Consider the following 13,433-nt stretch of genomic DNA (forward strand, 5'->3'; position numbering starts at 1 on the left):
GCCATCATCGCGAACAAGCTCGCTCCCACAGGGTTTACCGGTGGGAGAGCTCACACCTTCAGCGCTCGCTACGCAACATCTCCTTGGGCACGTATTTGCCGATCTCGAACTTGCCGATAGCGGCGCGGTGGACTTCATCCGGGCCGTCGGCCAGGCGTAGCGTGCGCTGCATGGCATACATGTAGGCCAGTGGAAAATCGTTGGAAACCCCAGCCCCGCCGTGAATCTGGATCGCCCGGTCGATGACTTTCAAAGCCACGTTCGGCGCAACGACCTTGATCTGGGCAATTTCGCTCTTGGCCACTTTGTTGCCGACGGTGTCCATCATGTACGCCGCCTTCAACGTCAGCAGGCGAGCCATGTCGATTTCCATACGCGAGTCGGCGATCTTGTCGATGTTGCCGCCCAGGCGCGCCAACGGCTTGCCGAATGCGGTGCGACTGATGGCGCGCTGGCACATCAACTCCAATGCGCGCTCAGCCATGCCGATCGAGCGCATGCAGTGGTGAATCCGACCTGGGCCGAGGCGGCCTTGGGCAATCTCGAAACCGCGGCCCTCGCCCAACAGGACGTTTTCGTAAGGCACCCGCACATTGTCGAACAGCACCTCGGCGTGGCCGTGGGGCGCATCGTCATAACCAAACACAGGCAATGGCCGGACGATCTTCACCCCGGGCGTGCCCACCGGCACCAGGATCATCGAGTGCTGGGCGTGACGGGGTGCGTCGGGATTGCTAAGGCCCATGAAAATCAGGATTTTGCAGCGCGGGTCGCAGGCGCCTGAGGTCCACCACTTCTTGCCGTTGATCACCCACTCGTCCCCGTCGCGCTCGGCACGGGCAGCCATGTTGGTGGCGTCGGAGGACGCGACGTCCGGTTCGGTCATGGCGAAGGCCGAGCGAATTTCGCCCCGCAGCAACGGCTCGAGCCAGCGTTGCTTCTGTTCTTCATTGGCGTAGCGCACCAGCACTTCCATGTTGCCGGTGTCCGGCGCCGAGCAGTTGAACGGCTCCGGCCCCAGCAGCGAGCGCCCCATGATTTCCGCCAGCGGCGCGTATTCCAGATTGGTCAGTCCGGCGCCCAGTTCGGATTCGGGCAGGAACAGATTCCACAGCCCCTCGGCCCGGGCCTTGGCCTTGAGCTCCTCCATGATCGCCGTCGGCTGCCAACGGTCGCCTTCGGCCACTTGTCGTTCGAAAACCGCTTCGGCCGGGTAGACATAGGCATCCATGAACGCCGTGACACGCTCACGCAGTTCCTGCACCTTGGGGGAATAGGCAAAATCCATGGGAAAGCACCTTCTTGGCAGAGGTTGTTTTAGGTCATGGAATCGATGCTAGTTGAGCTACGAAAATTTACCTAACCTATTCTCGGCGTGTATTAACATTCATCACCGATATATGGTTCACTGATTTGCATCGCCACCCGGCACCTCATACAAGCCCAAGAATAAGAGTGCAGCGCCATGAATCTGAGCAAGGTCGACCTCAACCTTTTCATTGTCTTCGATGCGATCTACACCGAAGCCAACCTGACCCGCGCCGGGCAGATCGTCGGCATCACTCAGCCGGCCGTGTCCAATGCCCTGGCGCGTTTGCGCGAGACCTTCAACGACCCGCTGTTCGTGCGCACCGCCCAGGGCATGGTGCCCACGCCGATGGCCCAGAACATTATCGGGCCGGTGCGCAACGCCCTGTCGCTGCTGCGGGTGTCGGTGCAGGAAAGTCGGATCTTCAACCCGCTGCAAGCGGTCAAGACTTATCGCATCAGCATGACCGACCTCACCGAGGGCGTGATCCTGCCGCCATTGTTCCAGCGCCTGCGTCGGCTGGCGCCGACCGTGGCCATCGAGAGCTTCCTGTCCAAACGCCGGGAAACCACCAAGGAACTGGCCGCCGGGCGCCTGGATTTCGCGGTCGACGCCCCGCTCAACACCGATCCACAAGTGCGCCACGTCAAGCTGATGGAGGACCGTTACGTCTGCGCCATGCGCAAGGGCCATCCGTTGGCAAACAAGGAAAAACTCAGCCTCGACGATTACCTGGCCCAGACCCACGTGCATATATCCAGTCGCCGCAACGGGCTGGGTTACGTGGACCTGGCCCTCGGCAAAATGGGCATCCAGCGCAAGATCGCCCTGCGCTCCCAGCATTACCTGATGGCTTCCCAGGTGCTTCAACAAACCGACATGGTCATGACCGTTCCCGAGCGCTTCTCGCGCCGCCATGACTTGCACGCGTTCCTGCTGCCCGTCAATGACGTGCCGCCGGTGGAAACCCATCTCTATTGGCATGAAAGCACCGATCAGGATCCGGCCAACCGGTGGATGCGTGAACAGATGATCGAGCTGTGCCAACAGGTGACGGCCCATGAAAAGAAGCTAGAGAAGGTTTAGGGCGGTCGGCAGATGGTGGGAACGAGTTTGCTTGCTCCCACAGGCCCCGATTGCTTGACGCGCACGTCAACCTGCCATTAGCTTAGCGCCAACTCCTATCGTTTCGAGCGCTTCCATGAGCAGCCAGACCTACAGCATCTCCGACCTCGCCCGCGAACTGGATATCACCACCCGAGCCATCCGCTTCTATGAAGAACAGGGCCTTTTGCGTCCGGAGCGTCGAGGCCAGGAACGAGTCTACTCGCCACGGGACAAGGTCAGCCTGAAACTGATCCTGCGGGGCAAGCGCATTGGTTTTTCCCTCGCCGAATGCCGTGAGCTGATCGAGCTGTACGACCCCACCAGCGGCAATCAGAAACAGCTGCACAGCATGCTGGCAAAAATTGCCGAGCGTCGCGAGCAACTCGAACAGCAACTGCTGGATATCGAGCAGATGAAACTGGAACTCGACACCGCCGAGGAACGTTGCATCCAGGCATTGGAACAGACGATCAAAAGCGAAGAAATCGTCCAGTAAGGACATCGTCCCACACCGAGCCCACCTTTATTACTACAGGTCAATCCTCATGTCCCTTCCCTCTTTTGTACGCCTGATCGAAGTTGGTCCCCGCGACGGCCTGCAGAATGAATCGCAACCGATCAGCGTCGCCGACAAGGTCCGCCTGGTGGATGCCCTGAGCGCCGCCGGCCTGGGTTACATCGAGGTCGGCAGTTTTGTCTCACCCAAATGGGTGCCGCAGATGGCCGGTTCGGCTGAAGTGTTCGCGCAGATCCAGCGCAAGCCCGGTGTTACCTACGGCGCCCTGGCACCGAATCTGCGGGGGTTCGAGGACGCACTGGCGGCAGGCGTCAAGGAGGTTGCGGTGTTCGCGGCGGCGTCCGAAGCTTTTTCCCAGCGCAACATCAACTGCTCCATCAAGGAAAGCCTGGAACGCTTCGCACCGATCATGAACGCCGCCAAACAGCACGGTGTCAGCGTGCGCGGTTACGTCTCTTGTGTGCTGGGCTGTCCTTATGAAGGCGCGGTCTCTCCCGAGCAAGTCGCCTGGGTCGCCAGGGAACTGTATGACATGGGCTGTTACGAGGTTTCCCTGGGCGACACCATCGGCACCGGCACCGCCGGCGCCACGCGCAAGCTGTTCGAAGTGGTTTCGGCCAACATTCCTCGGGAAAAACTGGCGGGACATTTCCATGACACCTACGGCCAGGCAATGGCCAACGTCTATGCCAGCCTGCTGGAAGGCATCGCGGTGTTCGACAGCTCCATCGCCGGCCTCGGTGGCTGCCCCTATGCCAAGGGTGCCAGCGGTAACGTTGCGACTGAAGACGTGCTGTACCTTCTTAAGGGCTTGGGTATTGAAACCGGTGTAGACCTGGACGCCTTGATCGCTGCGGGCCGGCAGATCTGTGACGTGCTCGGCCGCCCGTCCGGTTCGCGCGTCGCCAAGGCCCTCAATGCACAATGAGGTGTTACCGCTGGCTTTGTAACAGCAGCGAAACGAGTAACACGGAAACAATTTGTCAGGTTTGGTCCGACGATATTTTTAGCGAAAATACTCAACTCTTTGATTTGTATGGATTTTTAAAAGTTGGCACGGCACCTGCTATATCTCTGGCACAACAAGAATAAAAAAACGCAGCAAACCTAATAAAAACAAGACGAAACGACTCTGGCATAACAAAAACAACACGGCAGAGACGCAGCTAACAGATTTTTTTGGAGAAGGTGTGCTTTTCAAGGTGCTTCCAGGAGCAACCCGCAACCGGGCAGAGAACAATAAAACTACCTTCAGGTAGCTCCCGAATCGGTTGGATCGCCAGGCGAAAAAGCAGATCAGCGCTCAAAAAAATACGTTTGCTCTTGATCCCGGATGGGGATCGCCAAAAACAGCGGTAAAGGGCCACGGCTGCCAAAAACAACAACAGGCCGCCCCTCAATAATAAAAAAAGAGCACGCGACGACAAAATTAAAGGGGAGCTTCGGCTCCCCTTTGTGCTTTCCGGATTTTTCGATCAATCCTTGAATGCGGCGTGTCAGTTGTCGACGTTTTGCAAGACACACCGCATCGCAAGCAAGCTCGCCCCCGCAGATATTACTCAGCCGTCATGATCGCGCAGCTCCTCCATGCTGATTTCCCGCATGCGGAATTTCTGGATCTTGCCGGTGACTGTCATCGGAAATTCTTCGACAAATTTGAAATGACGCGGCGTCTTGAAGTGGGCAATGCGCTCCTTGCACCACGCCTGCAGTTCCTGCTCGGAGGCGCTGTGGCCGGGATGGAACTTGATCCACGCCACGATTTCCTCGCCATAGCGCGAGCAAGGAATGCCGATTACCTGCACGTCGGCCACTGCGGGATGGGTGAAGAAGAACTCCTCCAGCTCACGGGGATAAACGTTCTCTCCGCCGCGGATGATCATGTCCTTGTTCCGCCCGACAATGCGCACGTAACCCTGCTCGTCCATGGTCGCGAGGTCGCCGGTGTGCATCCAGCCCTGCGAATCGATGGCCTCGGCGCTGCCCTTGGGGTTGTTCCAATAGCCGAGCATCACGCTGTAGCCCCGAGTGCACAGCTCACCGATGGTCCCGCGAGGGACGATATCGCCCGCGGTGTCGATGATCTTGCTTTCAAGTTGCGGCTGGGTACGTCCCACTGTGGTCACGCGTAATTCCAACTCATCCGTAGGACCGGTCTGCAACGACACCGGACTGGTTTCCGTCATGCCGTAGGCAATCTGCACCTCAGCCATGTGCATCTCGCTGATGACGCGCCGCATCACCTCGATGGGGCATGTGGCGCCAGCCATGATCCCGGTGCGCAGGCTGGACAGGTCGAAATCCCCTCGCTGGGGCTGGTCGAGCATGGCGATAAACATAGTGGGAACGCCATACAACGCAGTGGCCTTTTCCTCGGCAACGGTGCGCAGGGTCAGCAATGGGTCGAAGGCATCGCTTGGGTAAATCATGGTGCTGCCGTGGGTCACGCATCCCAGGTTGCCCATGACCATGCCGAAGCAGTGATACAGAGGCACCGGGATCACCAGTCGGTCGCCAGCGGTCAGGCCCAGGCTTTCGCCGACCATGTAGCCATTATTGAGAATATTGAGGTGACTGAGGGTCGCGCCCTTGGGAAACCCGGTGGTGCCGGAGGTGTACTGAATATTCACCGGCTGGTCGAAATGCAGACTCTCCTGGCGCTCGGCCAACTGCCGTGGCGACACCGCAGCGCCGAGGGCAGCCATCTGCGACCAAGGAAGAAAGCCCGAGGGCGGCTGCGAATCGAGGCTGATCACACCGCGCAGGTCCGGCAGGCGCTCGCTTCGCAATTGCCCGATCGACTGCTCCGCCAATTCCGGCACCAATGCTTGCAACATGGCGTGGTAATCCGAGGTCTTGAACGCTCCCGCGCATACCAGCCATTGGCAACCGGATTGCTGGAGCACGTATTCCAGCTCGGCGGCGCGATACGCCGGATTGATGTTGACCAGAATCACGCCGATTTTCGCAGTGGCAAACTGACTGATGCACCACTGCGCGCAGTTGGGCGCCCAGATGCCCAAGCGGTCGCCGGCCTGCAAGCCCAGCGCCAGGAAGGCCCGGGCATGCAGATCGACAGCTTCGGCCAGTTCTCGCCAGTTGTAGCGCAGGGACTGGTGACGAACCACCAGCGCCTCGCCGTCGGGGAATTGGGCCGCGGTCTGGTCGAACGCCTGGCCGATGGTCTGCGCGAGCAAGGCCTTGGCCTGGGAGCCGCGGGTATAGCTGGGTTGCGGTTGAGAACCGGGTTGATCCATGACGCGCCCTCTTATCTTTTTTAGCGGGGGTATCGGTGAATCTCATGCAAAAGCGGCCCTACTCTCGCCCAAGTTGACGTTAACGTAAAGAGCAATTGACAGCCGTTCGTCACGAGCTTACGTTAACGTAAAGGTGAGAGCAGCCCTGCTACTTTCCGCACCCGACAAAAAAGCCAAAAGGTGTCCCATGAGCTACCCATCCCTGAATTTTGCCCTCGGCGAAACCATCGATATGTTGCGTGACCAGGTCCAGTCCTTCGTCAAGGCAGAGCTGGCGCCTCGGGCGGCCCAGATCGACATCGACAATCTGTTCCCTGCCGACATGTGGCGCAAATTCGGCGACATGGGCCTGCTGGGCATCACCGTACCGGAAGAATACGGCGGCGCCGGCCTGGGTTATCTGGCCCATGTCGTCGCCATGGAAGAAATCAGTCGCGGCTCGGCCTCGGTCGCCCTCTCCTACGGCGCTCACTCCAATTTGTGCGTCAACCAGATCAACCGCAACGGCACCCACGAACAAAAAAGCAAATACTTGCCCAAGTTGATCAGCGGCGAACATGTCGGCGCCCTCGCCATGAGCGAACCGAACGCTGGCTCCGACGTTGTTTCGATGAAGCTTCGAGCCGACAAGCGTGGCGACCGCTACGTGCTCAACGGCAGCAAGACCTGGATCACCAACGGTCCGGACGCCAATACTTATGTCATCTATGCCAAGACCGACCTCGAAAAAGGCCCGCATGGCATCACCGCTTTCATCGTCGAGCGCGACTGGAAAGGTTTCAGCCGCAGCAACAAGTTCGACAAGCTCGGCATGCGCGGTTCGAACACCTGCGAGCTGTTCTTCGATGACGTCGAAGTGCCGGAGGAAAACATCCTCGGCGTACTCAATGGCGGCGTGAAAGTGTTGATGAGCGGCCTCGACTACGAGCGTGTGGTTCTGTCCGGCGGCCCGACCGGCATCATGCAGGCCTGCATGGACCTGATCGTGCCGTACATCCACGACCGCAAGCAGTTCGGCCAGAGCATCGGCGAGTTCCAGCTCATCCAGGGCAAGGTCGCCGACATGTACACCCAGCTCAACGCCAGCCGCGCCTATCTGTACGCAGTGGCCCAGGCATGCGAGCGCGGCGAAACCACCCGCAAGGACGCCGCCGGAGTCATCCTCTACAGCGCCGAGCGCGCCACGCAAATGGCGCTGGATGCCATCCAGATATTGGGCGGCAATGGCTACATCAATGAATTCCCGGCTGGCCGTCTTCTACGGGACGCCAAGCTGTACGAAATCGGCGCCGGCACCAGTGAGATCCGTCGGATGTTGATCGGCCGCGAACTGTTCAACGAAACCCGCTAACGGAGCTGACCATGGCCACGCTGCATACTCAGCTCAACCCACGTTCGCCCGAATTCATCGCCAACCGCGACGCAATGCTTGGGCAGGTCGAGGCCTTGCGCACCCTGCTCGCCCACATCCAGCAAGGCGGCGGCCCCAAGGCACAGGAGCGGCATACCTCCCGGGGCAAATTGCTCCCACGCGAGCGCATCAATCGCTTGCTGGACCCGGGTTCGCCCTTTCTCGAAATCAGCCCACTGGCGGCCTACGAAGTGTATGGCGAAGACGTGCCGGCGGCCGGGGTGATCGCCGGCATCGGTCGCGTGGAAGGCGTCGAATGCATGATCGTCGCCAACGACGCGACGGTCAAAGGCGGTTCGTATTATCCCCTGACCGTGAAAAAACACCTGCGGGCCCAGGCCATCGCCCAACAGAACCGCCTGCCGTGCATTTACCTGGTTGACTCCGGCGGCGCGAACCTGCCGCGCCAGGACGAAGTGTTTCCCGACCGTGAGCATTTCGGCCGAATCTTCTTCAACCAGGCCAACATGAGTGCCCAAGGCATCCCCCAGATTGCCGTGGTCATGGGTTCCTGCACTGCAGGCGGCGCCTACGTGCCGGCGATGGCGGACGAGGCGATCATGGTCCGCCAGCAGGCGACGATTTTCCTCGCCGGCCCGCCGTTGGTGAAAGCCGCGACCGGCGAAGTGGTCAGCGCGGAAGACTTGGGTGGCGCCGATGTGCACTGCAAGATTTCCGGGGTAGCCGACCATTATGCCGACAGCGATGAGCATGCCCTGGCATTGGCCCGTCGCAGCGTGGCCAACCTCAACTGGCACAAACTCGGTCAGCTGCAGCAACGCCAGCCCATCGCTCCGCTGTATGCCAGTGACGAGCTCTACGGTGTGGTGTCGGCCGATGCCAAACAGCCGTTCGATGTGCGGGAGGTGATCGCGCGGCTGGTGGACGGCTCGGTGTTCGATGAATTCAAGGCGCTGTTCGGAACGACCCTCGTGTGCGGCTTCGCCCATTTGCACGGTTATCCGATCGCCATCCTCGCCAACAACGGCATCCTGTTCGCCGAGGCCGCGCAGAAAGGCGCGCACTTCATCGAACTGGCCTGCCAGCGGGGGATTCCCCTGCTGTTCCTGCAAAACATCACGGGGTTTATGGTCGGCCAGAAATACGAAGCCGGTGGCATCGCCAAGCACGGCGCAAAACTGGTGACCGCAGTGGCCTGCGCCCGGGTGCCGAAATTCACAGTGATCATCGGCGGCAGTTTCGGCGCAGGGAACTACGGCATGTGCGGTCGCGCCTATGACCCGCGCTTGCTGTGGATGTGGCCGAATGCGCGGATCGGCGTGATGGGTGCCGAGCAAGCTGCCGGCGTACTCGTGCAGGTCAAGCGCGAACAGGCCGAACGCAGCGGCCAGCCCTTCAGCGCCAGCCAGGAAGCCGAAATCAGGCAGCCGATTCTCGATCAATACGAAGAACAGGGACACCCCTATTACTCCAGCGCACGACTGTGGGACGACGGCGTCATCGACCCGGCGCAGACCCGCGACGTGCTGGGGCTGGCCCTGTCCGCGTCGCTGAACGCGCCCATCGAACCGAGCCGCTTCGGCGTGTTCAGGATGTGACCTGGAAAATGCCCATGAACCATTACAACACGCTCGAACTGCTCACCGACCCTCGCGGCTTTGCCACCCTGTGGCTCAGCCGCGAGTCGAAAAACAACGCATTCAATGCCGAGATGATCCGCGAGTTGATTCTCGCCTTGGACGAGGTCGGCAGCGATCCAACCTTGCGTTTTCTGTTACTCCGCGGTCGTGGCAAACATTTCAGCGCCGGCGCCGACCTGGCCTGGATGCAACAGTCCGCCGAGCTCGATTACCACACCAACCTGGACGACGCCCGGGAACTGGCGGAGCTGATGTACAACCTCGCCAAGTTGAAGATTCCAACCCTGGCGGTCGTCCAGGGTGCCGCGTTTGGTGGAGCGCTGGGCCTGATCAGTGCCTGCGACATGGCCATCGGTGCCGACGAGGCACAATTCTGTCTGTCGGAAGTGCGCATCGGCCTGGCCCCGGCGGTGATCAGTCCGTTCGTGGTGCAGGCCATCGGTGAGCGCGCGGCGCGACGTTACGCCCTGACGGCCGAACGCTTCGGCGGGCAACGTGCGAAAGAAATCGGCTTGCTGTCGGAAAGTTACCCGGCCGAGGTGTTGAACGATCAGCTCGGGCAATGGATCGACAATCTGTTGCTCAACAGTCCAGCGGCCATGCGCGCCAGCAAGGAGCTGCTGCGTGAAGTCGGCAACGGTGCTCTCACGCCTGCGCTACGCCGCTACACCGAAAACGCCATCGCTCGGATACGTGTCAGCCCTGAAGGCCAGGAGGGCCTGCGGGCTTTCCTGCAAAAACGCCCACCTGGCTGGCAAACCGAGTCGAACAACAAGGAGCCGCGTCAATGAGCGCCCCTGCCCTCACTACGTTACTGGTCGCCAACCGGGGCGAAATCGCCTGCCGCGTCATGCGCACAGCCAAGGCCATGGGCCTGACCACCGTTGCCGTGCACAGTGCCACGGACCGTGACGCGCGCCATTGCCGTGAAGCCGATATCCGTGTCGACCTGGGTGGTAGCAAGGCCGCCGACAGCTACCTGCAAATCGACAAAGTGATCGCCGCAGCCCAGGCCAGCGGTGCACAGGCCATCCACCCCGGCTACGGTTTTCTTTCCGAGAATGCCGGGTTTGCCCGGGCTATCGAAAAAGCCGGGCTGATCTTCCTTGGCCCTCCCGCCTCGGCCATCGACGCCATGGGCAGCAAATCCGCCGCCAAGGCCTTGATGGAAACCGCCGGCGTGCCGCTGGTGCCCGGCTACCACGGTGAAGCCCAGGATCTGGAAACCTTCCGCGCCGCTGCCGAACGCATCGGTTATCCGGTGCTGCTCAAGGCGACCGCGGGCGGCGGCGGCAAGGGCATGAAGGTCGTTGAAGACGTCAGCCAATTGGCCGAAGCACTGGCATCGGCGCAGCGCGAAGCGCTATCGTCGTTTGGCGACGCGCGCATGCTGGTGGAAAAATACTTGCTCAAGCCGCGCCACGTGGAAATCCAGGTGTTCGCCGATCAACACGGCCACTGCCTGTACCTCAACGAACGCGATTGCTCGATCCAGCGTCGGCATCAGAAAGTCGTCGAGGAGGCGCCCGCTCCCGGCCTCAGTCCGGCGCAGCGCCAGGCAATGGGCGAGGCCGCCGTGCGCGCCGCCCAGGCCATCGGTTATGTCGGCGCGGGCACGGTGGAGTTCCTGCTGGATTCGCGGGGCGAGTTCTTCTTCATGGAGATGAACACCCGGCTGCAGGTCGAGCATCCAGTCACCGAAGCGATCACAGGTCTCGACCTGGTGGCCTGGCAAATCCGCGTGGCCCAGGGCGAGCCGCTGCCCATCACGCAAGAGCAAGTTCCGTTACTGGGCCATGCCATCGAGGTGCGGCTCTACGCCGAGGATCCGACCCACGATTTCCTCCCCGCCACCGGTCGCCTGGCGTTGTACCGCGAATCCGCTGGGGGCGAAGGTCGGCGGGTCGACAGCGGTGTCGAAGAAGGTGACGAGATTTCGTCCTTCTACGACCCTATGCTGGGCAAGCTGATCGCCTGGGGTGAAAACCGTGAACAGGCCCGTCTACGGTTGCTGGCCATGCTGGACGAGTTCGCCATCGGTGGCCTGAGGACCAATATCGGCTTTCTGCGGCGCATCGTCGGCCATCCGGCCTTTGCAGCGGCGCAACTCGATACCGGATTTATCCCACGCCACCAAGCGCAATTACTGCCTGAACCTGGCGAATTGGATGATGATTTCTGGTACTCGGCAGCCCATGCCTTTGCCTCGGGCATGACATCACGCGTTCGCGCTGATGACGTCAATTCCCCTTGGGCCGATAACACCGGCCTGCGCTTGGGAATGCCAAGGGAAACCACCCTGCATCTGAGCTGTGACGGCCGGGACCGGGCGGTGACCTTCGACGTGACCGACCGTTGGGCCGAGCTCAAGGGCGAGCATCTGGTCATCGAACGCAACGGTCTGCGTCGCAGCCATCGGGCCATTCGCCAGGGCGACAGCCTTTATTTGCAATGGGGAGGCGATCTGCATCGCATCGATTCCTACGACCCGTCAGCCGCCGCCGAAGCCAGCCACAGCCACCAGGGCGGCCTGCTCGCCCCCATGAACGGCAGCATCGTCCGGGTGCTGGTGACAGCCGGTCAAACAGTGGAAGCCGGCACGCAGTTGGTGGTGCTTGAAGCCATGAAGATGGAGCACAGCATTCGCGCGCCCAAGGCAGGCGTGATCAAGGCGCTGTATTGCCAGGAAGGTGAGATGGTCAGCGAGGGCAGCGCGCTGGTGGCACTGGAAGAATAGGTATCGGCCCATCCCGGGCCGATACGTTTCAGAACCTGATGGTTGCCTGCACAACCACGCCGATAATGCGGCATTGCTCGGTGTACAGGGTTTTCGGGTAAGTAGGATTGAGCGGGACCAGATAACGCTGGCCGCTCTCTTCGATCAGTTTGCGAAAAGTTGCATCGCTGCTGCCGGGCAGTTGCGCGATCACCAGTTTGCCGGGCACCGCCTCGATGGCAGGATCAACCAGGATCGACATGCCTTCGGGGATGCTCAGCCCGCTCGGCGCGGTCATCGCGTCACCCACCACGACCAGCCAGAAAGCGTCTCCCTGGGCATGGTAGTCCGTCAGCTCGTAGCGCGGCGGCTGGTATTCGACCAGGTCGCCCTCGCGGACGGCGCCGATGTCATGCCAGTCGTTGACCGGATAGCGGAAGTACGGGTTGTACTTCTGCGCCAGCGCCATGCCTTCGTCAGTGGAGGTGTCCGGTTCGCGGATCACCATTGCCACTTCAAGGAACTCGAGTCCGAGCTCCTGAAGCACCCTGTTCATGTCTTCAAGACTGGGTTGCCGACGCTTGGTCAGCCAATGGCCGACACCGCCCTGGGACATCCCCAAACGTTCTGCAAGCACCACTTGCGTGATGTGCAGCTCCTTCATCTTGGCCTTGACCAACTCTATCCATTTATCCATGAACGGCACGATACGTGGATGACCACGCCCATCAAAACACAAATTGTAGTATTTAAATCGTCGTCACAATTACGAAACGTACTAAGCTGGATCCAGGAATTCATACCAACACGGAGAAACTCGACACCATGGACAAGCCCAACAAAGACGAGCCCGCCCTCCTTCCAGACGGCCATTTCCCCTCGCTTCAGGATTGCCCTGCGGCCAAACGCGCCTTGGACTATTACTTGAAACCGGGTATTGCGGACGCCGAGGCGGAACATCGTTTTTTCGACGTGAACCGCAACATCAGCGCAGAGGACGCCCTCGTCCATGCCTGCGACCTGCTGCGCTGCGCAGCCGCTACCGCCCAGGAATCAGCCAGCCGCCTCAGCGGCCCGAGCCGCGACCTGGCATTTTCGGTGGTGCACATGATCGACCTGGTCAAGGTCATGCTCGATCGATCGCTGGACGGTTACCCCACTCGCTCGGCGTAACGCCTGGAGATGGCCCGCATGCGAGCCACGGGAAATAATTTCCAATAGGTGCAATAAAAACATTTGACTTGCAAATGATAATGATTATTATTGCATCAACTGATCGCGAGATCAGTCGATAGACCAGAAGACCTTGGTCGGACTTCTGGAATATCTCCTCATCAGGCTAATCACGGTTTTTGACCCGGCTTTTTGCCGGGTCTTTTTTTGCCGATTTTCGGCTTATGGCTTCAGGCTAATGAAGTCTTTGGGTGTCGCAGAATTCGGTGCCGGCGATGATAGCAAACGCACATTCGTTTAAAAACGCCCTGTATTGCGTCGATATGAAATGATCGACAGGCA

At 60.3% G+C, this 13,433-nt stretch carries 11 protein-coding genes; 8 read left to right on the forward strand and 3 right to left on the reverse strand.

Annotated features, from left to right (window positions below; genetic code table 11):
* Positions 1-58: 58 nt before the first annotated feature.
* On the reverse strand, positions 59-1,288 hold the full coding sequence (locus tag VQ575_RS16590) for an acyl-CoA dehydrogenase (RefSeq protein ID WP_325917998.1): 1,230 nt from the start codon (positions 1,286-1,288) through the stop codon (positions 59-61).
* A gap of 177 nt (positions 1,289-1,465) precedes the next feature.
* Here VQ575_RS16590 and VQ575_RS16595 point away from each other — a divergent pair, with 177 nt between their 5' ends.
* The 3 genes from VQ575_RS16595 to VQ575_RS16605 all read left to right on the forward strand — a co-directional run bounded on the left by VQ575_RS16595 (position 1,466) and on the right by VQ575_RS16605 (position 3,861).
* The gene (locus VQ575_RS16595; protein WP_039589167.1) at positions 1,466-2,395 is read left to right on the forward strand and encodes a LysR family transcriptional regulator; all 930 of its coding nucleotides are present in this window, start codon (positions 1,466-1,468) and stop codon (positions 2,393-2,395) included.
* A 115-nt stretch (positions 2,396-2,510) separates the two neighbouring features.
* Positions 2,511-2,912: a MerR family transcriptional regulator gene (locus tag VQ575_RS16600; protein WP_039589166.1), complete on the forward strand. Its 402-nt coding sequence runs from the start codon at positions 2,511-2,513 to the stop codon at positions 2,910-2,912.
* Positions 2,913-2,961: 49 nt separating this feature from the next.
* On the forward strand, positions 2,962-3,861 hold the full coding sequence (locus VQ575_RS16605; RefSeq protein WP_325918000.1) for a hydroxymethylglutaryl-CoA lyase: 900 nt from the start codon (positions 2,962-2,964) through the stop codon (positions 3,859-3,861).
* A gap of 631 nt (positions 3,862-4,492) precedes the next feature.
* Here VQ575_RS16605 and VQ575_RS16610 read toward each other — a convergent pair.
* Complete coding sequence (locus VQ575_RS16610; protein ID WP_045156470.1) at positions 4,493-6,190, reverse strand: AMP-binding protein; 1,698 nt, start codon at positions 6,188-6,190, stop codon at positions 4,493-4,495.
* Positions 6,191-6,377: 187 nt separating this feature from the next.
* On the opposite strand from VQ575_RS16610, the gene VQ575_RS16615 reads away from it, so the two are divergent.
* The 4 genes from VQ575_RS16615 to VQ575_RS16630 are packed head-to-tail and all read left to right on the forward strand — an operon-like array spanning position 6,378 to position 11,939.
* On the forward strand, positions 6,378-7,541 hold the full coding sequence (locus VQ575_RS16615; protein ID WP_198725290.1) for an isovaleryl-CoA dehydrogenase: 1,164 nt from the start codon (positions 6,378-6,380) through the stop codon (positions 7,539-7,541).
* Positions 7,542-7,552: 11 nt separating this feature from the next.
* Positions 7,553-9,160: a carboxyl transferase domain-containing protein gene (locus VQ575_RS16620; protein WP_045156472.1), complete on the forward strand. Its 1,608-nt coding sequence runs from the start codon at positions 7,553-7,555 to the stop codon at positions 9,158-9,160.
* Positions 9,161-9,174: 14 nt separating this feature from the next.
* Positions 9,175-9,993, forward strand: a complete 819-nt coding sequence (locus VQ575_RS16625; RefSeq protein WP_039589161.1) for a gamma-carboxygeranoyl-CoA hydratase — start codon at positions 9,175-9,177, stop codon at positions 9,991-9,993.
* Positions 9,990-11,939: an acetyl/propionyl/methylcrotonyl-CoA carboxylase subunit alpha gene (locus VQ575_RS16630; protein WP_325918002.1), complete on the forward strand. Its 1,950-nt coding sequence runs from the start codon at positions 9,990-9,992 to the stop codon at positions 11,937-11,939. Before VQ575_RS16625 ends, VQ575_RS16630 begins: the two co-directional genes overlap by 4 nt.
* A 28-nt stretch (positions 11,940-11,967) precedes the next feature.
* On the opposite strand, the gene VQ575_RS16635 is transcribed toward VQ575_RS16630, so the two are convergent.
* Positions 11,968-12,615 (reverse strand): LexA family protein, encoded by a 648-nt coding sequence (locus tag VQ575_RS16635; protein ID WP_039589159.1) that lies wholly within the window; start codon positions 12,613-12,615, stop codon positions 11,968-11,970.
* Positions 12,616-12,743: 128 nt separating this feature from the next.
* Here VQ575_RS16635 and VQ575_RS16640 point away from each other — a divergent pair, with 128 nt between their 5' ends.
* Positions 12,744-13,091 carry a DUF6124 family protein gene (locus VQ575_RS16640; RefSeq protein ID WP_325918003.1) on the forward strand — a complete coding sequence of 116 codons (348 nt, stop codon included), beginning with the start codon at positions 12,744-12,746 and terminating at the stop codon, positions 13,089-13,091.
* Positions 13,092-13,433: the final 342 nt, after the last annotated feature.

Origin of the sequence: Pseudomonas frederiksbergensis, from assembly GCF_035751725.1 — a bacterium.
Taxonomy (GTDB): Bacteria; Pseudomonadota; Gammaproteobacteria; order Pseudomonadales; family Pseudomonadaceae; genus Aquipseudomonas; species Aquipseudomonas frederiksbergensis_A.